The following is a 20,429-nucleotide window of genomic DNA, read 5'->3' as shown; positions in this document are numbered from 1 at the left end:
TGCCTCCTCTTCAAATCGCTGACCGCATCACAACCCGCCGACGTGGAAGGCTTTGACTTCAAGAAATTCATCCAGGCCATACTTGCTGCCTTCACGCCCAAGGCCCGATTGCTTGATGCCGCCGAAGGGCGCGACGTCCATGGAAATGAGCCCGGTATTGAGGCCAACCATGCCGAACTCCAGGGCTTCGCCGAACCGCCATGAGCGGCGCAGATCCTGGGTGAAAAAATATGCCGCCAAGCCATAGGGCGTAGCGTTGGCCAAGGCCAGCGCCTCTTCTTCCGTGCTGAAGCGCATCAGCGGAGCAACCGGACCGAAGGTTTCTTCGTTGGCCAGCAGCATCCCGGCATGCGTCTCCCCGAGCACCGTCGGCTGGACGAACCGGCTGTCGCCCGCGGGGATTTCGCCACAGAGCAGGCGAGCGCCCTGGCTCAACGCCTCGTCGATGTGTCGAGCGACCTTGCTGACCGCCGCCGCGTTGATCAGCGGACCGATGTTCACCTCGGCCTCGAGGCCGTCGCCAACCTTGAGCTTGCCCACCTCCTCCACCAGGCGCTGGGCGAAGCGCTCGTAAATCCCATCCTGCACCAGAATGCGGTTGGCGCAGACGCAGGTCTGCCCGGCGTTGCGGAATTTGCTGAGCATGATGCCGGTCACGGCTTGCTCCAGGTCCGCGTCGTCAAACACGATGAACGGAGCGTTACCGCCCAGCTCCAGGCTCAAGCGCTTGATGTGTTCCGAGCTCTGACGCATCAGCAGACGTCCGACAGCGGTGGAGCCGGTGAAGGAAAGCTTGCGCACCGTCGGGTTGCCGGTCAGTTCCTCACCAATGCCGGCGGGCATGCCGGTCACGACGTTGAACACCCCGGCCGGAATCCCGACCCGCTCGGCCAGCACCGCCAGGGCCAGGGCCGACAGCGGGGTCTGGTCCGACGGCTTGACCACGATCGTGCAGCCCGCGGCCAGGGCCGGTGCGCACTTGCGGGTGATCATCGCATTGGGGAAATTCCACGGCGTGATCGCGGCGCAAACGCCCACCGGCTGTTTGAGGGTCATCAAGCGCCGATCACCGCTGGGGGCCGGGATGGTTTCGCCATAGATCCGTCGGGCTTCTTCGGCGAACCACTTGACGAAGCTGGCACCGTAGCGGATCTCGCCCTTGGCTTCCGCCAGCGGCTTGCCCTGCTCAAGGGTGAGGATCAACGCCAGGTCGTCGAGGTTGTCGATCATCGCCTGGTACCAGCGATCGAGCAGCGCCGCCCGTTCCGCCGCCGGACGTGCACGCCAGGCCGGCCAGGCACGGTCGGCAGCTTCGATGGCGCGCCGGGTTTCGCTGCCGTGTATCGCCGGTACCCGGGCAAGCACCTCGCCGGTGGCCGGGTTGATCACGTCCAGGGTGGCGGCGTTGTCGGCGCCGACCCACTGGCCGTCGATGTAAGCGAGTTCTACCAGCAGGCTGGGGTCTTTCAGGCGATTCTTGAGCATGACGTCGGGTCCTGTTCTGAGACAGCCTTCAGTCTATTGAGTCGCCCTGAACGAGGATGCTGAAAACGCCGGCCCTACAGCCTTGAATGCTGAAAATCAGCCTTCGACGGCAGGCTTTACTGTTGCACGATCAAATGCGCATCGAGCCCAGCAACCCTTGCAGAAAGCACTCGCCCGCCTCCATCTGGCTGATCTCGATGAACTCGTCAGGCTTGTGCGCCTGTTCGATCGAACCCGGGCCGCAAACCACCACTGGCACATCCAGGCGTTGCTTGAATAACCCGCCCTCGGTGCCGAACGAGACTTTCGCGGTGCCAGTGTCCGGGGCGGCAAAGTTTTTCAGGAACCGTACCGCTTCGACGCTCGGGTGGGTGTCGAGACCCGGGTAGACGTTCAGGGTCTCGATTTCAATCGCAGCCACGCTGGAGAGCTTTTGCGCCTCGCGCACGATCAATTCGGCCCGTTCGCGCATCTGCTCGAGGAAGCCGTCCAGGTTGTCCGCCGGCAAGTTACGCACTTCGAAATCAAGGGTGCACAGGTTGGGCACGATGTTCAGCGCCTTGCCGCCGACAATCTGCCCGACATGCACCGTGCTGTAGGGCACATCGTAATCGGTATCCCGGGCACCCTGCTCTTGCAACTCCTGTTGGCTCAGGCGCAGCGCGGCGATGAAATCGCAGGCCACATGAATCGCATTAACCGAGCGTGGCGCCAATGATGAGTGCGCCTCCAGCCCACGACAGTACGTACGGTAGGAACCCTTGCCCTTGTGTCCGAGAACGAACTGCATATGGGTCGGCTCGCCGATGACGCACAGAAACGGCCGGACCGGTGCCAGGTGCAGCACATCCAGCAAACGCCGTACCCCCACGCAGCCGATCTCCTCGTCATGGGACAGCGCCAACTGCAGCGGCCTGCTCAATGGCTGCTCGGCGGCATCGAGCATGGCGTCGATTGCCAGGGCGATAAAGCCCTTCATATCGCAACTGCCGCGGCCATAAATCCGTCCGTCCCGCACCGTCGCCGCAAATGCCGGGAAGGTCCAGGCCTGCCCCGCCGCCGGCACCACGTCGGTATGACCCGACAGCAGGATCCCCGGCACATCCCTTGGACCGGTACTGGCAAACAGGTTGGCTTTGTTGCCGCTGTCGTCCCGCACGATCAAGGACTCGATGCCCTTGGTCATGAGCAGATCGCGCACGTATTCGATCAAGGCCATATTCGATTCCGAAGAGACGGTGTCGAAGGCCATCAGCCGTTTGAGAATCTCCAATACACGGGATTTCATGCGTACGCCGCCACGGTCGGAGTGTTCGGTTGCTGGGTTTTCATCAGTTCGGCGCTGTCGTGGTGGCAAAGGATTTCGCTGCCACCGACTAACATCCGTCGGTCCGGCGCGACGCGGTTGCACAGCCCGTCGACCCGCACCGGGCAGCGACTGAGGAAGGTGCACAGCCCTGGCACAGCGGCTTTCGGGCCAATCGGCGGCAGCGTCTGGCAGGTCGTTGCCCCGCAGCTTTCCAGCCAGCCCTGGCGCAGTTCCGGTACGGAGTGGATCAACAGATCGGTATACGGATGGAACGGAGCCTCGGCATAGGATTGACGCGTACCGGCCTGGACCTTGTGCCCGCTGTACATCACCACGATGTCGTCACACAAGGCGCGCACGGTGGAGATGTCGTGGCTGATGAACAGATAGGACACTCCCAGCTCCTGGCGCAGATCGCGCAGCAGTTCGAGAATTGCCGCACCGACCACGGTATCCAGCGCCGAGGTCACCTCGTCACAGAGAATCAGGTCTGGCTTGGCCGCCAGGGCCCGGGCCAGGTTGATCCGTTGCTTCTGTCCGCCGGACAGTTCGTTCGGGCGCCGGTCCGCCATCGTCCGGGGCAAACGCACCAGGTCCAGCAGCTCGCCGATACGCTCGCGCAGCGCCGCGCCCTTGAGGCCGAAATACATCTTCAGCGGGCGGCTCAGGATCGTGCTGACGCTGTGCATCGGATTGAGTGCGGTGTCGGCATTCTGGAAGACCATCTGTATGCGTCGGAATTGCTCGTGGGTGCGCGACGACAGGCTGCCGCCCAAGGGTTGGCCATCGAAGGTCAACGCGCCGAGGGCCGGCTGCAACAATCCGGCGACCACCCGTGCGAGGGTCGATTTGCCCGAGCCCGACTCACCAATGACGCCGATGGCCTGGCCCCGGCGAACCGTCAGATCGATGCCTTCCAGCACGCGAATCGCTGGCATGCCCTGGGCATTCTTGTTGCCGTAGCCGGCGGTCAGCCCCTGGATGGTTAGCAACGGCGTGTCCTGTGCAATGTCGCTGGGCGGACGGATCGTCGTGTCCGGCCGCGCCGCCGCCAACAGGCTGCGGGTGTATTCGTGGGCCGGGCCCTTGAGCAAAGGTGCCGTGGCGCTATGTTCGAAGATCTCGCCGCCATTGAGCACCACGATCTGATCAGCCATCTGCGCCACGACCGCCAGGTCGTGGGACACATAGACGGCCGTGGCCCCACGCTCGCGGACAACCCGTTTGAAGGCCCGCAGCACATCGATCTGGGTCGTTACATCGAGGGCCGTGGTCGGCTCGTCGAGCACCACCAGCAATGGATCGCTGATCAGCGCCATGGCCGCCATCACCCGTTGCAGCTGCCCGCCGGACACCTGATGAGGATAGCGTTGGCCGATACGCTCCGGGTCTGGCAGGGCCAGGTCACGAAACAGCTCGATGGCCTTCGCCTCAAGCACCGCCCGGCTACCCAGGCCATGAATCAGCGCGCCTTCCACTACCTGGTCGATGAGTTTTTTCGCCGGGTTGAACGCCGCTGCGGCGCTCTGGGCGATATAGGACACGCGGTTGCCACGCAACTTCTGCAACTGGCTCTCGCTCAACGCCAGCATGTCGTCCTCGCCGATTTGCACCACGCCTCCCGCCAGCCGGCAACCGCGTCGGGCATAACCGAGCAATGCCAGGGCAATGGTGGTCTTGCCGGAACCGGACTCACCGATCAACGCCAATACTTCGCCTTTTTGCAGGGAGAAGCTGACCCCCTTGACGATGTCCACCTCCTCGCGCTCGCCGCAGGCGACCACGCGCAGGTCCTGTACCCGAATCAATTCGCTCATTTCAATGACCTCCCGTACGTCGGCTACGTCGCGACGACAACCGGTCGATGAACAGATTCACGCCGATGGTCAGGGTGCCGATGGCCAGGGCAGGAATCACGATGGCCGGCGCCCCCTGATTGAGGCCGCCGATGTTCTCGCGCACCAGCGAGCCAAGGTCGGCATCCGGCGGTTGCACGCCCAGCCCGAGGAAACTCATGCCACTGAGCAGCAGCACGATGAAACCAAAACGCAGGCCCAGGTCCGCCAGCACCGGATTGAGGATGTTCGGCAGGATTTCCACACAGGCGATGTACAGCCGGCGTTCACCCCGGGTACGGGCCACTTGCACGTACTCCAGCGCTTCGATATTCACCGCCATGCTGCGGGCGATGCGGAAGGCACCGGGGGTGTAGCTCAACACCGCCGTGCAGATCAGCAAGGTGACCGAGGAGCCGAAGGCCGAGACCATGATCAGCGCCAGCATCTTGCTCGGGATCGAAATGAACGCGTCCATCAGGCGGCTGATCAGCTCATCCAGCCACTTTGGCGACACCACCGACAACAGCGCCAGACTGGTTCCCAGGGTGCTCGACAGCACCGCGGCCACCAACGCCAGGCCGACGGTGAAACGCGCTCCGACAAGAACCCGGCTGAGCATGTCGCGGCCCAGGTAATCGGTGCCGAACGGGTACGTCGCGCTGAGGCTGTCGAAGACATTGTCGGAGACCACTTCGCCCACCGGATGCGGCGCCAGCCACGGGCCGAAAATCGCCACCAGCAACCAGATCACACACATCGCGGCGCCGGCCAGGCCAAGCCAGGACTTTGCGTGGGCGTCTTTGCCCAACCCCAGCGCAGCGGCCGCCGTCGGCGATTTCACAATGAGGTTGTTCATTGGTTTCTCAGCCTCGGATTGGAAAGAATCGCGCACAGGTCGGCGATCAACACCAACGCCAGGTACGCCGTACAGAACAACATGGTGCAGGCTTGAACCAGGGCCATGTCGCGGTTGGTCACGGCATCGACCATCAGGCTGGCAATGCCGGGATAGTTGAAGATCGTTTCGACGATCACCACCCCGCCCAACAGGTAGGACAAGCTCAGGGCGATGGCATTGGCAATGGGGCCGATGGCATTGGGCAAGGCATGCCGGAGCACGATACGGATATTGCTCACGCCCTTGAGCCGGGCCATTTCCACGTAAGGGCTGTCGAGCTGATCGATCACGGCTGCGCGGGTCATGCGTGACATTTGCGCGACAATCACGCAGCACAGCGTCATCACCGGCAATGCGTAGGTGCGCATGAATTGCCAGGGGGACGTGATGTCACTGGCGTAGGACAGCGCCGATAACCAACCCAGGTTCACGGCGAATATCAGCACCGCCAAGGTGGCGACCAGAAACTCCGGCACGGCCACCATGGTCAAGGTGAAAAAACTCAGGAAGCTGTCGAGGCGCCCGCCTCGGCCCATGGCCGAGCCGATACCCAGGGTCAACGCCACGGGCACCGACACCAGGGCCGTGGCAGCGGCGAGCATCAAGGTGTTGGGAACCCGGCCGGCCATCAGCTCGATCACCGGCGTGGCGTTGGACATCGACATCCCCAGGTCACCGCTGAGCAGGCTCGTCAGCCAATTCAGGTAACGCAACACACCGGGCTGGTCCAGGCCCATTTTGGTCCGCAGGGCCGCCACCTGTTCCGGCGTGGCGAACTGTCCCAGCGCCTGCTGCGCCGCGTCCCCCGGCAGCACCGCCGTGATGGCGAACACCACCATGGAGACAATCAACAAGGTCACGATCGCCGCCCCCAGACGGCGGCCGATCAACCACAGTGTGTTGCTATTCATCATCCGACCCTCGTGCAATGTGGCCCAAACCGACCTTCATCAGGCATCCAGCCAGATCTGCTCGGCGAACATGTAGCCCATGAAACCGCCCAGGGGATTGGCGCCGTAGCCTTTTACACGCTGGTCGGCACCGTCGATGTTGCTGATGAACACCGGTACGCCGATGCCTCCGTGCTCATGCACCAGCACTTGCATGTCGGCGTACATCTTGCCGCGCTTGGCCTCGTCGGTTTCACCGCGGGCCTGTATCAACAATTGGTCGAACTGCTCGTTTTTCCAGCCTGATTCGTTCCAGGGCGCACTCGACTGGAAGAACTGCGAGAACAGCATGTCGGCATTCGGTCGCGGATTGATGTTGCCAAAGCTCAGCGGGTGCTTGGCCCAGTGGTTGGACCAGTAGCCATCGCTCGGCAGGCGGTTGACGTTGAGCTTGAGCCCGGCCTCCTTGGCGGACTGCTGCAGCAGCACCGCGATGTCCACCGAACCGGTTGCCGCGGGCGAGCACATCAGCGGCATGCTGATGCTTTCCATGCCGGCCTTCTTCAGCAGGGATTTGGCCTGTTCGGGATCGTAGGCCCGTTGCGGCAAATCGGCGTTGAAGAAGCGTGCCCCGGGCGCGATCGGATGGTCGTTGCCGACCCGCGCATAGCCACGGAAGATCGCCGACTTGATCTGTTCCCGGTCCAGCAGCAACTTCATCGCCTGGGTGAACTCCGGGCTTTTGCCGGGCATCTGGTCCTGACGGATGATCAGGTCAGTGTAGTTGCCCGACGGCGAGTCGATGACCCGATGCCGGGCGCTGTCCTTGATGCGGGCCGTCGAACGCGGGTTGACCTCGTTGACGATGTGCACGTCTCCTGACAGCAGGGCGTTGATCCGTGACGATTCGTCGGCAATGCCGATGAATTCGATCTCGTCCAGGTACGGCAGGCCGGGCTTCCAGTAATTGCTGTTGCGCACGCCGACGGAGCGCACCCCGGGCTTGAACTCCTTGACCTTGAACGGACCGGTACCGATGCCCTGGCTGAAATCGCTGGTGCCTTCCGGCACGATCAACATGTGCGAGACGGCAAGGACCGACGGCAGTTCAGCGTTGGGGCCGCTCAACTGAATCTGCACTTCATGGGTGCCAACGGCTTTGACGTCGGCGAACTGCGACGCCAGCGGCAGGACCTTGGAGCCGGTGATCGGGTCCTTGTGCCGCAACAGCGAAAACACCACGTCGGCGGCGGTCAATGCCTTGCCGTTATGGAAGGTCACTTCCTTGCGCAGGCTGATCACCCAGAGCGTGGCGTCCGTGGTCTCGATACGCTCGGCCAGTTCCAGTTGCGGCACCATGTGGCTGTCAAAGCGCGTCAGCCCGTTGTAGAACATGTAATGGCGTACGTAGTCGGTGGACGACGAACCTTTGGCCGGGTCCAGGGTGTCGGCGGTGGAACTGGTCGAGCCGGCGACGCGGATCCGCCCGCCAGGCTTGCCTTTGCCTGGGCTGGCGGCCTCCTCATCGGCGAACAGCTTGCCGGCGGCGCCGAACAGGCTGCCGGCGCCCGCCACGGCCACCCCGGCCAACCCGAGCATCTGCAATGCATTGCGGCGTGACAGGCCGCGATTGAGCCCTTCGAAAACGCGCAGACTTTCCGTACCTGTTATCAGCTGGGTATCGATACTGTTTTTTTTGTCAGTCATGTCGGTTCTACCTTTCGCAAATGATAAGGCTCGATTGCTCGCGCTATACGCAATGTGATGAAACCTGAAGCGTCCCTCGCCACTCAGTGCAAATAGTCTTGAAGGCGGTAATACGCACCTACCAGCGGCAGGAACCAGGGCTTGCCAAAATGTCCGGGGATCGCCGGCCAGTCGAGTTCGCGCCAAGGGTTGGCCTCGACCTTGCCGGCCATGACGTCGGCCATGACCTGGCCCATGTGCACCGACATCTGCACGCCATGGCCGCTGTAGCCCATGGAGTGATAGACGCCGCCGTGCTGGCCGGCCCGGGGCAGCCGATCGGAGGTCATGTCCACCAATCCGCCCCAGCAATACTCGACCTTGACGTGGGCCAGCTGCGGAAACATCTGCACCATCGCCGCGTGCAGGACTTTGCCGCTCTTGGCATCGGACACACTGTCGGACATGGCGAACCGCGCCCGCCCGCCAAACAGCAAGCGGTTGTCCGGCGTGATCCGAAAGTAGTTGCCGATCATCCGGCTGGTGACATAGGAGCGGTGTGCCGGCAGCAAACTGTCGATCAAGGCCTGCGGCAACACCTCGGTGGCGATCACAAAACTGCCCACCGGCACGATTCGCCGCCGATACCAACCCAACCCACCCTGCTGGCAGGTGCCGGTGGCCAGCAGGATCTGCGTGGCCTGTAGCGAACCCTTGGTGGTATTGACCCGATAGCCACCGGCGCTGGTTTTCCAGTCGGTTACGGATACGCCTTGGAAAATCAGCGCGCCGTGACGGGCGGCGGCTTCGGCCAACCCTACTCCGAAGCGTCCGACATGCATCTGCACGCCGTTACGCTGCAGCAAGCCGCCATGGAACTGGGCCGAGTTCACTTCAGCCCGGGTTTCTTGCGCAGACAGCAACTCGACCTCGGCATCGACCTCGCGCCGGATCAATTCGCAAGTGCGTGCCAACCCTTCGTAGTGCAGCGGCTTGGCCGCCAGTTTGAGCTTGCCATTGCGCTTGAAGTCGCAGGCAATCTGCTCTTGCTCCACCAGCGAGACGACACTCTGCACCGCGCTCTCATAGGCCTGGTAATAGGCGCGCGCCTTGTCGGCGCCGAGGCTGGCACTCAATGACGCGTAGTCCTGGGCGACGCCGGTGTTGCACTGGCCGCCATTGCGCCCCGAAGCCTCGCCAATGACCCGCCCGCCTTCCAGCACCACCACATTGGCGCCCTTCAAGGCCAGGGACCGGGCGGCGGCCAGGCCAGTGAAACCGCCACCGACGATAGCCACATCGACCTGCCCGGGTAACGCACCGAGCTGGGCACCGGTAAATGCCGGTGCGGTATCGAGCCAATAAGACTCACTGCCCATGTCTAACCCCTTATGCCTTGAAGCGTGCAATGAGACTCAGAGACCGACCAGACCGGCCAACCCGCCGATATCCGGGATCTGGTGGTAACCAAAGGCCGCGTTCGCCGGTTGCTCATGACCCCGGGCCACGAAGGCTTTGTGCTTGATCTTCATGTCGTGGGCCGACATCAGGTCGTAGCGGAAGCTCGAAGACACATGCAGGACATCCTCCGGCCCGCAGCCGAGGTTATCGAGCATGTACTCGAAGGCCGCCAGACGTGGCTTGTAGGCTTGGGCCTGTTGAGCCGTGAAGACTTTATGAAAAGGTGCGCCGAGCTTGTCGACGTTGGACATGATCTGCTCGTCCATCGCATTGGAGAAAATCACCAGGGGAATCTTGTCGGCGATTTTCGACAGGCCTGCCGGTACGTCGGCATGTGGGCCCCAGGTCGGTACGGCATCGTAATAGAGCTGGCCTTCGCCTTTGTATTCGACACCCCAACGCTTGCAGACCCGGGCCAGGGCAGTCTTGAGAATTTCATCATAGGGCCGCCAGTCGCCCATCACCTGGTCCAGCCGGTAGGCCGAGAAATCCTTGACGAACTGATCCATCTGCTCGGCTGGGACCCGATCGGCGAACAGCTCGCGCGTCATGGTCCCCATCTGAAAGTTGGTCAACGTGCCATAGCAGTCAAAGGTAATGAACTTGGGGCGAAGGAAGCTCATGAGTGCGGTCCTGAGTGATGGTTGAGGTCATGAGGGGCAAGCGGTTGCTCGTTCTTGAAGCCTGGCTGCAACGCTGCATCACGGTTTTATTACAGCATCATGAGACCGCGCATAAACGGTTAAAAGTATAGGCCGCTTGGCACAAACCACCGTTTTTCGGGGCCCGCTCAGCAGACTGTGCGGGATGCGCCAAGCCCGGGCATCTGCACCTTTTTCAGGGTGTTCGCGGCCATTTATGGTGCGCAAAAAACCAGTCGAACCGCCGCCAGCGGCAGAATCCACCCCGCCAACGAGAACGGGCGCATTCCCTGAGGATGCGCCCGTTGCTTGTGTTGCCGGTGAGATTTGTACTGGCCTCAGAACTCCGCGACTTTGCCCCAGGCTGAAGACTGGAATCGATCCGGGTGATAAGGACGCGGGTCAACCAGGGGAGGCATGTCGCTGACAATGTCGGCGATCAAGTGGCCCGCGCCAGGGCCAATGCCGAAGCCATGGCCACTGAACCCCGCCGCCAGCACCAGGCCAGGCAGGCTCGCTATCTCGCCGATGCCCGGGACGCCATCAGGCGTGCTGTCCACATAACCTGCCCAGGCAGCGGTGACTGACGAGTTTTTCAGCATCGGGATCAGGTCGACCGCACGCTTGTAAGTCAGCTCGACAACCGATGCATCGGCTGCAGGATCGAGGATGCGCATCCGCTCCATCGGGGTTGGCTGGTCCAACCGCCAGCGGCCCAGGCCTTCATGCCCCGACTGGAAGCCTTGCAGACCACCGGGCGCCAGCTTGCGCCAGCGCCGCTGGAACATCGGCAGGAACTGCGGAGCGAACCGCAACAGCTGCGGGGTCGGGTCAACGCGCCCTCTGCCACTGATGGCCAGCGTGAAACCGCCATCAGAGCGACGGGTCATGGAGACCTCATCCGTGTGGAGTGCGTCCGGTATCTCTTCGGCGCCCTTGGAGACCGACAGTATCGTCTGGCGAATGGACGCCTGGGGAAACCGGATGCCGTACTGACGGCAGAACGAGGACGCCCATGCGCCACCGGCCAGCACCGCGAGCCTGGTGCGAATGGTGCCCTTTTCGGTAACGACCGCGGATAGCCGGCCGCCTTCGGTCTCGATCCCACGCGCGGCGCAGCCCTGATGCACCGTGCCGCCCAGCTTGATGATTGCCCGCGCAACCGCCGGGGCGGCACGGGACGGGTCCGCCGTACCGTCGGTCGGCGAGAAGACCCCGCCTTTCCAGGACTTGCCAGTCACCCGGCCATGTTCTGCCGCCTGTTCCGCCGTCAGCATGTGCGTTGTGACATTGACGGTACGGGCAAACTCACCCCACTTTGCCCAACCCGCCAGTTCTTTCTCGTTGTTGCTCAGATAGAGCAAGCCACACCTTCTGAATCCGGTATCCTCGCCGGTCTCCGCGGCGAACTGTTCCCACAGCTCCAGGCTCTTGGTCGACAGCGGCAGCTCACGAGCGTCCCGATTCTGCTGACGGCACCAACCCCAGTTTCGACTCGATTGCTCCGCCCCCACGCGCCCCTTCTCCACCAGCGCGACCTTCATGCCGCGCTTGGCCAGGTAATAGGCCGTGAAGGTTCCGATAATGCCGCCGCCGATCACCACAACGTCAGCGTGCGTCGGCAGTTCAGAATTCGTCTCTACGGAAGTTAACGGTGCAGGCATTTTGGGATGTCCATTGAAGGGCGGTGAGCGGTGGCGTTATTACAACACCATGAAACCGTGCATAAACGGCTAAAAGTATAGGCCGCCTGGTACAAAGCACCGTTTTGCGCGACCTGTTCAGCAGACTTTGCGGGACGCTCCGAACCCGGTCGTTGCGGTCCGAAACGTCAGAGCCTGGCAGGCCATGGTTAATGGGAAGTTAGCCTGGCAGATACGGCAGATTCTCCTTTGGGCACTTGAACAACGGCATATTTTGCCCGGGCCGCTTTGTTAGCTTATTGAGCAGACTCGACATGCCGCTCTAAAGGAACGCCTTGGATGACTATTCAATCTTCGAATCGCTACAGTGTTGATCCGCAAACGGCTCAGCGGCTTTATATCAATGGCGGTTGGTCTGCGCCGGCCAGCCCGGCCAGCCTGGCGGTGGTCAACCCGGCGACCGAAGAAGTGGTCGCCCAGATCGCCAGCGGCTCTGCCGAGGATATCGATCGTGCGGTAGCGGCGGCGCGCGCCGCGTTTGCCGGTTGGTCTGCCACCTCCACGGCGTCGCGCGCGCTGCTGCTGGACAAGATCCATGAGCTTATCCTTGAGCGAAAAGAAGCGTTTGCCCAGGCGATCTCCCTGGAAATGGGCTCGGCCATCGCTGCCGCACGGGCAATGCAGGTGCCCCTGGCGGCCGAACACGTTCGGGTCGCGCGCGATCTGCTGTCCACCTATCATTTCCAGACGCTCGAGGGCACGACCGCAATCCGACGCGAACCCATAGGCGTCTGCGGCTTGATCACGCCCTGGAACTGGCCGCTTTACCAGATCACAGCAAAAGTCGCCCCGGCACTGGCGGCCGGATGCACGGTGGTGCTCAAGCCCAGTGAGCTGTCACCGCTGAGCGCCCTGCTGTTTGCACAGGTGGTGCATGACGCGGGCCTGCCACCGGGGGTCTTCAACCTGGTGAACGGCAGCGGCCATGTAGTCGGCGCGGCGATGGCCGCACACGTTGATATCGACATGATTTCGATCACCGGCTCAAACCGCGCGGGCACGCTGGTGGCACAGGCGGCCGCCCCGACGGCGAAGCGGGTCGGCCAGGAACTGGGCGGCAAATCGCCGAACATATTGCTTCCCGATGCGGACTTTGCCAAAGCCGTCCCGGCCGGCGTGCTGGCGGCGCTGCGCAACGTCGGACAATCCTGCAGCGCCCCGACCCGCATGATCGTTCCGAAGGACCGACTGGCTGAAGTCGAAGCGCTGGCGGCCGCAACCGCCAACGCGATCATCGTTGGTGATCCGCAATCGCCGGAAACGGTACTCGGCCCGATTGCCAATCAAGCCCAGTTCAATCGCGTGCAGGCGATGATCGAGAACGGCCTGCACGAAGGCGCAAAGCTGCTTTGCGGCGGCCCCGGACGCGTGCCCGGTTTTGAAAAGGGTTACTACACCCGCCCGACGGTTTTCTCCGAAGTCAATAACGCCATGCGCATCGCTCAGGAGGAAATCTTCGGGCCGGTGCTGTGCATCATTGCCTATGAAACGATCGACGAGGCGGTGGCCATTGCGAACGATACGGTCTACGGGCTGGGCGCCCACGTCCAGTCACAAGACCTTGACCTGGCGCGCGCGGTGGCTTCTCGAATCCGCGCCGGGCAAGTGCTCCTGAATTACCCCGCCTGGAATCCCATGGCGCCCTTCGGTGGTTACAAGCGATCGGGAAATGGGCGTGAGTACGGCGTCTTCGGGCTTGAGGAATACCTGGAAACCAAGGCGATCATCGGGTTCGGCTGATTGCCCTATGCCGTCGCCCCGAATGATTCAGTACGACGGTTGAATTCAAGAACAGCAGGCCCCGTGGCGAGGGAGCTTGCTCCCGCTGGGTCGCGAAGCGGCCCCAAAACCTGCCGAATGCGGAATATCGGAATCACCTTGACCACCGATTCACGACTGCTGCGCAGCCGAGCGGGAGCAAGCTCCCTCGCCACGGGTTTGTCGATTGCCTCACAGGCGGCCGTCAACCCGCCTGTTCCGCCTCCAACCGCTTGAGCAACGCCTTGGCGGCCGCTTCGGATGAGGCGGGATTCTGCCCGGTGACCAGATGCCCGTCCTCGACCACATGGCTGCCCCAGTCCGCCCCTTTGGAATACTCGCCGCCCTTGGCCTTGAGCATGTCCTCGACCAGGAACGGGACCACTTGGGTCAGCCCCACCGCCTCTTCCTCGGAATTGGTGAAACCGGTGACTTTTTTCCCCTTGACCACGGGCTGGCCGTCCGGGGCGTTGACGTTCTTGAATACTCCGGGCGCGTGGCAGACGGCCGCGATGGGTTTATTCGCTGCGTAAAACGCTTCGATGAGGGTCTTGGAGTCGGTGTCCTCGGCGAGATCCCAAAGGGGGCCATGACCGCCGGGATAAAACACCCCATCGAAGTCATAGGGGTCGACCTCGCCCAGCGGCACGGTGTTGGCCAACGCCGCTTGGGCCTGGGTGTCGGCGCCGAAGCGACGGGTTGCATCAGTCTGGGCGTCCTCTTCATCGCTCTTGGGGTCCAGCGGTGGTTGCCCGCCCTTCGGCGACGCAAGCGTGACCGTGGCCTTGGCATCGACGAACACATAATAGGGAGCGGCAAATTCTTCCAGCCAGAAGCCGGTTTTCTTGCCGGTGTCGCCCAACTGATCGTGAGATGTAAGGACCATTAGAATCTTCATGTGAACCTATCCTCCGCGCGGTGAATGGGCGACGTGCGTGCGCCCCGTATTAGTGTCAGAGGCTGCGTTGAGGGAGACGTTCAAGTGGGTGTAGGGAACGCCATGATTTCGTCATGCCCCATTTCCGCCCTCGGCGCAGGCCAAGCCACTACCAAAGCGCAACATCGTAGGTCAGGTAAAGACGATTACTGTCACGGCCCCTCGCAAAATCCGAGCGATAGACATAGTTGCGCAGTTTCACACCCAGCCCTTTGAAAGAGCCCTGCTGCACGACATAGGCCACTTCTGCATCACGCTCCCATTCCTTCACCGCGCTGTTGGACTTGCCATCGTCACCGCTGAGATAACGACTGGAAAACGTCAGGCCGGGAATGCCAAGGCGCGCGAAGTCGTAGCCGTAACCGAGCATCCAGGTCTTCTCGTCTTCCTCGATGAATTTGCCGATCCCGGCATTGCTGAAGGAATAGACCGTCGCCCCGCTGATATAAGGCAAACCCCCTTCCCCGCTGAGTTTCTGGTAGCCGGCGCTGAAGGTGTGGCCGACGACGGCATAGGACAGCATCCCGCTGAGCATGTCGTTATCGATGTTCCCGCCATAGGCCGAGCCGGAATCGGCGCTGTTGAAATAGCGCAAATCGCTGGTGAGAACCCCGGGGCCAAGCGGCAGGTCGTGCTGGATGCCAGCGAAGCTCTGTCGATAGAAGTTCTCCAGCTCGCCATAGAAGTAGCTCAGGCGCAGGGTCTTGCCCAACTTGTAGTCGGCGCCCGCGTAGCTGAAGTCGCCTGACTGATCGCCACCATAACCGTCGGGCACGATCGGCATGCTGTCGCTTGAATCGCGCAGTTTGAAACGCTGCAGATGCCCGCCAGTCAGGCTGAGATTGTCGATGTCGCTGCTGTTGATCTGGGTCCCCTGGTAGGTCTGCGGTAACAGGCGCGCGTCGTTGTAGATCAGCACCGGGTTCTTCGGCAACAGGGTGCCGTGCTTGAGGGTGGTCTTGGCCACCCGGGCCTTGGCGGTCATGCCGGCGCTGGCAAACTCGTCGGCGGCGCGCCCGTCGTCATGCACCGGTAGCAGGCCCGTGCCGCTGCGCCCGCGCCCGGAATCAAGCTTGCCCCCCAGCAGGCCCAGGGCATCGACGCCGAAACCGACGGTACCCGGGGTATAACCTGACTGGTAATCCAACAGGAAACCCTGGGCCCATTCGGTGCGCTCGCTCTTGGCGGTCCTGGCGGCCCGCGCGCTCATGCCATATTCGTCGCGAAAGTTTTCGTTGAAGTAGACGTTGCGCAGTTGCAACTTCAACTTGCTGTCGTCGATGAACCCTTCGGCGCTGGCCATGGACAGCGGCAACAGGCCGAGGATCGGAAACCAGGCCGCGCGGGTCAGGTAATTGCTCATGTCGGATTTCTCATTGTTGTTATTTCGCGCGCAGGCCAGCGCACTCCCCGTGTGGGGAGCGTCAGGCAAGCAACAAGGTTGTCGGGTGACTCAGGAGAACAGCGTCAGCGCCCCGGTCAGCAGGGCCAACGCGGTAATCACCAGGGAGGTGAGCACCGCCCATTTGAGGGTGGCTTTCTGGAAGTCGCCGAGGTCGCGGTCAACCATGCCCACCAGCAACAGGGTCGAGGCCACTAGCGGACTCATCAGGTGCACCGGCTGGCCGAGAATCGACGCCCGGGCGATTTCCACCGGATGAATGCCGTAGGCGGCAGCGGCGTTGGCGAGGATCGGCACCACACCGAAGTAGTAGGCATCGTTGGACAGCACGAAGGTCAGCGGCATGCTGGTAATCGCCACCACCAGCGGGAACAGATGGCCCCAGGATGGCGGGATCCAGTCGACCAGGGTCTGCGCCAGGGCATCGACCATTTTGGTCCCGGAGAAGATCCCGGCAAAAATGCCCGCCGCGAACACCAGCAAGACCACGGTCATGGCGTTGCCCGAATGAGCGAGGATGCGCTCCTTCTGGATATCCAGTTGCGGATAGTTGATCACCAGCGCCAGAACAAAACCGATCAGGAACAGGATCGCCGAATGCATCAGCCCCATCACCAGCGCGACCATCACCGCAATCACCAGCAGCAGGTTGACGTAGGCCAGCTTCGGACGCTTGTGCGGCGTGTCTTCAAGGATCGCCTTGATGTAGCAGTCGCCGCCACCGCTTTGCAGCTGGATATTGCCAATGCGCTTGCGCTCGGCGCGGCCCAGCAGGTAGGCGGTGAACACCACCCAGGCGGCACCGCCGATCATGGTCGGCAGCAGCGGCACGAAATACTCGCCGGCATCCAGGCCCAACGCCGCGATGGCGCGGGTCGCCGGCCCACCCCAGGGCGTCATGCCGCTCATAATGCTCAGCGACAGCATCGAGACGGTCGCCAGGATCATCGGATTCATGCCGATGCGCTTGTACAGCGGCAGCATCGCGGCGCAGGTGATCATGTAGGTCGTCGTGCCGTCACCGTCCAGCGCGACCAGCAATGACAACAGTGCGGTGCCCACGGCGATCTTCATCGGGTCGCCATTGACGCGCTTGAGAATCTTGCGGATCAGCGGGTCGAACAGCCCGGCGTCGATCATCAGGCCGAAAAACAGGATCGCGAACAGCAGCAGCGCCGCCGACGGCGCGACCATCTTCAGGCCGTCCAGCATCATCTTGCCGGTGGTTCCGCCAAACCCGCCCAGTATTGCGAAGACGATCGGCACGATTGTCAGGGCGACGATCGGCGACAGCCGTTTGGTCATTATCAGGAAGGTAAAGACCACCACCATGGCCAAGCCAAGTAAAGCGAGCATATGTCAGATCTCTTGTTGTTATTGAGTCGCTGATGCAATGACAAAACGGCCTGGACTATCCGGCCAGGCGCTGGGAAACCGTGGCGTAGACGAAACCCGAGAAGAGCCGGCGGGCGGTGCGGACCACCGACGCACGGATGGTCTCACCCTTTTCGCCGGTGTAGGACAACACCACGTCGATGCCGCCGCTGGGGTGCTCGATGCGAACCCGCTGCAAGCGCGGCTCGCTGGCGCCGCCAAGCAGGTTGGCGGCGACGCTGCCGTCGGTCACGCACGCCGTCGCCAGGCCGATCGAGCCGGTAATCGCCAGCGCGCGGTGGCAGTTGTGCGGCATGAAATAGCGCACTTGAATCGTCCCGCCGCTCTTGGCCGCGGAAACCAGCACCGGCTTGGGAATGACCTTGTCGCTGACGTCGCCCAGGCCCATCGCGAGCCCGGCTTTCAGTCGCAACGACTCCAGGCGTTGCAGGAAGGCCTTGTCGGCGTCCAGTTCGGCCGGGCTCTCGTCGCCACACTTGCCCAGTTGGCTGGCCTCGATGATCAGCATCGGCATGGCCATGTCGATACAAGTCACCGGGACGCCGTCGATCAGGTCAAGGGCTTTCCCGGTCGGGAAAAGTTTGCCGGTCTTGCTGCCCGCGGCGTCAAGGAAGGTCAGTTGCACTGGCGCCGCCGTGCCGGGCACGCCATCGATGGCGGTGTCGCCCTCATAGCTGACCTTGCCTTGCGGAGTCTGCACCTCGGCGTTGACGAAGGTGCCGGTGTTGAGGTTGCGGATACGCACCCGGGTCAGCTCGCCTGTCGCCTTGACCAGGCCCTGCTCGATGGCGAACGGGCCGACGGCGCAGAGCATGTTGCCGCAGTTGGGTGCGGTATCGACCCGCCGCTGGGACACCATGACCTGCACAAACAGGTAATCCACATCGGCCTCCGGATGCAGTGAAGGACTGACGATCGCCACTTTGCTGGTTTGCGGGCTGCCACCGCCGATGCCATCGATTTCCAGCTCGTGACCGGAACCCATCAGGTTGAGCAGCAACTCGTCTCGTTCGGCGATCACCGCAGGCAAATCCCAGGCGAGAAAAACCGGACCTTTGGACGTGCCGCCACGCATGAGTACACAAGGAATTCGTTGCATGACCACTAACTCTTGTTGATCAATCTGGATAATTGATGTTCTGGACACAAGAGTGGCAGGGTTTAAAAAGTGATTCCAATGCAAAGATTGGAGCCATTATTGCGTTTCACAAAAGAATTATTCTACGATCCGGGGCGTGTCCACAGCCCCTTCCCAGCGAGATAAAACATGGAATATGAACTGCAGGACATTCGATCTTTCGTGAAAATCGCCGAATTGGGGAGTTTTCATGAGGCTGCCGATGCGCTGCACCTGTCCCAGCCAGCCCTGAGCCGGCGCATGAAAAAACTTGAGGAAGGCCTGGGAACGGCCCTGCTTGATCGCACCACGCGCAAGGTCAGCCTGACCAGCGTCGGGCGGGATTTCCTGCCCAAGGCGCGACGCCTGCTGGATGATTTCGACGACTCGATCCTCAACATCCGCGAGTTGGCGGAACGGCAGATCGGCCGGGTGACCCTGGCCTGCATCCCGACGGCGGCGTTCTACTTCCTGCCCTCGGTAATCCGGCTCTACAACGAGCGCTACCCGAAAATTCGCATCCGCCTGCTGGACCTCAGCGCCAACGAAGGACTGGAGGCGGTACTGCGCGGCGAAGCCGATTTCGGCATCAACATGATGAGCGGCCAGCACCCGGACATCGAATTCGTGCCGCTGGTCAACGAACCCTTTGTATTGGCCTGTCGGCGCGACCATGAACTGGCTGGACGCAGCGCCGTGACCTGGTCGGAACTCAGCGACTATCGGTTGATCGGGGTCGGGCGCCTCAGTGGCAACCGCATGCTGCTCGATCACGCGCTGTCTGGCCTGAGCTGGCGTCCGCAGTGGTTCTATGAAGTGCAACATCTCTCCACGTCACTGGGCCTGGTCGAGGCCGGCCTCGGGGTGTCGGCGATGCCCAGCCTGGCAATGCCTGCCGGGGACCATCCGACGCTGGTCAGCGTGCCGCTGATTGAACCCGTGGTGAACCGATCCCTGGGCCTGGTTTATCGACGAGGCGCTTCGCTATCGCCTGCCGCGGAGAAGTTCGTCTCGATCCTGCTGGAGCAGTGGCCGCAGTAGAGCGCTCTTTGCGCCGGTAAATCGATGCCATACTGACCGACCACCACTCTTGGAAGACTGCCATGCCAAACGCAATCGGACTTAACCCTGTGGCGCTCGTCAGTGGTGTTGGCAGCGAGACGGGCATCGGCATGGCGATCGCCCGCAGGCTCGGTGCCGTCGGCGCCAGGCTGATCGTTACCGCCAGCAGCGCGCGCATCGAAGCGCGCATCGAGGAACTGCGCGCCGAAGGGTTTGAAGTCGCGGGACGGCCCCTCGACCTCACCGATGAAAAACAGGTACGCGAGTTTGGGTCGTGGGCGGAGTCCGTCTGGGGCCGGATCGACATCCTGGTGAACAACGCCGGCATGGCCATGCAAGGCAGCCCGGAGGCTTTCTCCGAGGTGGCAACCATGGACCTGGCGCTGTGGAACCTGTCGCTGGCGCGAAATGTGACCACGGCTTTCCTGCTGACCCGCGCCGTCCTGCCCGGCATGCAGTCGCGCAATTACGGGCGCATCGTCAATATCAGCTCCACCACCGGCACCCGGTGCAGCAATCCCGGCGAGGCGGCCTACAGCGCCGCGAAGGCCGCCATGGTGGGCATGAGCATGGGCCTGGCGCTGGAAGTTGCCTGGCAGGGAATCACGGTGAACTGCGTCGCACCCGGCTGGATCGCCACCGGCTCGACCACCGCCGAGGAAGCCAATGCCGCGCGCTACACCCCGATGCGCCGGGCCGGTCGCCCGGAGGAAGTCGCCGCGCTGGTTGCCTTCCTCGCCTCTGCCGAAGCGAGCTACATCACCGGTGAAGTGATGGTGGTGGACGGCGGCAACTGCCTGGTCGAGAACAAGGCGCCGGACCGGTCACTGGACTGACCGCATGACCG

General features: G+C 62.4%; 16 protein-coding genes. 3 read left to right on the top strand and 13 right to left on the bottom strand.

Annotated elements, in window-relative coordinates:
- Positions 1–27 precede the first annotated feature (27 nt).
- The 9 genes from J3P91_RS13940 to J3P91_RS13900 all read right to left on the bottom strand — a co-directional run bounded on the left by J3P91_RS13940 (position 28) and on the right by J3P91_RS13900 (position 11,872).
- Entirely contained in the window at positions 28–1,485 is a 1,458-nt protein-coding gene (locus J3P91_RS13940; RefSeq protein WP_434604947.1) for an NAD-dependent succinate-semialdehyde dehydrogenase, read from the bottom strand.
- Positions 1,486–1,615: 130 nt separating this feature from the next.
- On the bottom strand, positions 1,616–2,773 hold the full coding sequence (argE, locus tag J3P91_RS13935; RefSeq protein WP_434604945.1) for an acetylornithine deacetylase: 1,158 nt from the start codon (positions 2,771–2,773) through the stop codon (positions 1,616–1,618).
- The gene (locus J3P91_RS13930) at positions 2,770–4,611 is read right to left on the bottom strand and encodes an ABC transporter ATP-binding protein (protein WP_434604944.1); all 1,842 of its coding nucleotides are present in this window, start codon (positions 4,609–4,611) and stop codon (positions 2,770–2,772) included. The genes argE and J3P91_RS13930 overlap by 4 nt, the downstream gene beginning before the upstream one ends.
- 1 nt (position 4,612) lies before the next feature.
- Entirely contained in the window at positions 4,613–5,488 is an 876-nt protein-coding gene (locus J3P91_RS13925; RefSeq protein WP_434568485.1) for an ABC transporter permease, read from the bottom strand.
- Complete coding sequence (locus J3P91_RS13920) at positions 5,485–6,441, bottom strand: ABC transporter permease (RefSeq protein WP_434605134.1); 957 nt, start codon at positions 6,439–6,441, stop codon at positions 5,485–5,487. The genes J3P91_RS13925 and J3P91_RS13920 overlap by 4 nt, the downstream gene beginning before the upstream one ends.
- 39 nt (positions 6,442–6,480) lie before the next feature.
- The gene (locus J3P91_RS13915; protein ID WP_434604942.1) at positions 6,481–8,127 is read right to left on the bottom strand and encodes an ABC transporter substrate-binding protein; all 1,647 of its coding nucleotides are present in this window, start codon (positions 8,125–8,127) and stop codon (positions 6,481–6,483) included.
- An 83-nt stretch (positions 8,128–8,210) separates the two neighbouring features.
- Positions 8,211–9,485: an NAD(P)/FAD-dependent oxidoreductase gene (locus J3P91_RS13910; protein WP_434604940.1), complete on the bottom strand. Its 1,275-nt coding sequence runs from the start codon at positions 9,483–9,485 to the stop codon at positions 8,211–8,213.
- Positions 9,486–9,521: 36 nt separating this feature from the next.
- Positions 9,522–10,190 carry a haloacid dehalogenase type II gene (locus J3P91_RS13905; RefSeq protein ID WP_305494668.1) on the bottom strand — a complete coding sequence of 223 codons (669 nt, stop codon included), beginning with the start codon at positions 10,188–10,190 and terminating at the stop codon, positions 9,522–9,524.
- A 356-nt stretch (positions 10,191–10,546) separates the two neighbouring features.
- Positions 10,547–11,872 (bottom strand): NAD(P)/FAD-dependent oxidoreductase, encoded by a 1,326-nt coding sequence (locus tag J3P91_RS13900; protein ID WP_434604938.1) that lies wholly within the window; start codon positions 11,870–11,872, stop codon positions 10,547–10,549.
- 318 nt (positions 11,873–12,190) lie between these two features.
- Between J3P91_RS13900 and J3P91_RS13895 the strand changes: the two genes are divergently transcribed.
- Positions 12,191–13,651, top strand: coding sequence for an aldehyde dehydrogenase family protein (locus tag J3P91_RS13895; protein WP_434604936.1), 1,461 nt, complete (start codon positions 12,191–12,193; stop codon positions 13,649–13,651).
- A gap of 223 nt (positions 13,652–13,874) precedes the next feature.
- Here J3P91_RS13895 and J3P91_RS13890 read toward each other — a convergent pair whose 3' ends face one another.
- The 4 genes from J3P91_RS13890 to J3P91_RS13875 all read right to left on the bottom strand — a co-directional run bounded on the left by J3P91_RS13890 (position 13,875) and on the right by J3P91_RS13875 (position 18,502).
- On the bottom strand, positions 13,875–14,567 hold the full coding sequence (locus tag J3P91_RS13890) for a type 1 glutamine amidotransferase domain-containing protein (protein WP_434604934.1): 693 nt from the start codon (positions 14,565–14,567) through the stop codon (positions 13,875–13,877).
- Positions 14,568–14,715: 148 nt separating this feature from the next.
- The gene (locus J3P91_RS13885; protein WP_434604932.1) at positions 14,716–15,969 is read right to left on the bottom strand and encodes an OprD family porin; all 1,254 of its coding nucleotides are present in this window, start codon (positions 15,967–15,969) and stop codon (positions 14,716–14,718) included.
- A gap of 90 nt (positions 15,970–16,059) precedes the next feature.
- Positions 16,060–17,364 (bottom strand): CitMHS family transporter, encoded by a 1,305-nt coding sequence (locus J3P91_RS13880; RefSeq protein WP_305494673.1) that lies wholly within the window; start codon positions 17,362–17,364, stop codon positions 16,060–16,062.
- 55 nt (positions 17,365–17,419) lie between these two features.
- Positions 17,420–18,502: a 4-oxalomesaconate tautomerase gene (locus tag J3P91_RS13875; protein ID WP_434604930.1), complete on the bottom strand. Its 1,083-nt coding sequence runs from the start codon at positions 18,500–18,502 to the stop codon at positions 17,420–17,422.
- 168 nt (positions 18,503–18,670) lie between these two features.
- Between J3P91_RS13875 and J3P91_RS13870 the strand changes: the two genes are divergently transcribed.
- Both J3P91_RS13870 and J3P91_RS13865 read left to right on the top strand, forming a co-directional pair.
- Positions 18,671–19,561, top strand: coding sequence for a LysR family transcriptional regulator (locus J3P91_RS13870; protein WP_024777250.1), 891 nt, complete (start codon positions 18,671–18,673; stop codon positions 19,559–19,561).
- Positions 19,562–19,623: 62 nt separating this feature from the next.
- A complete protein-coding gene (locus tag J3P91_RS13865) occupies positions 19,624–20,418 on the top strand; it encodes an SDR family NAD(P)-dependent oxidoreductase (protein ID WP_434604928.1) in 795 nt (264 codons plus the stop codon).
- Positions 20,419–20,429: the final 11 nt, after the last annotated feature.

The sequence above is a fragment of the Pseudomonas sp. Z4-7 genome (assembly GCF_051131965.1).
Taxonomy (GTDB): domain Bacteria; phylum Pseudomonadota; class Gammaproteobacteria; order Pseudomonadales; family Pseudomonadaceae; genus Aquipseudomonas.
The sequence above is the reverse complement of the archived record's forward strand: the minus strand, read 5'-3'. Positions and strand labels throughout refer to the sequence as shown.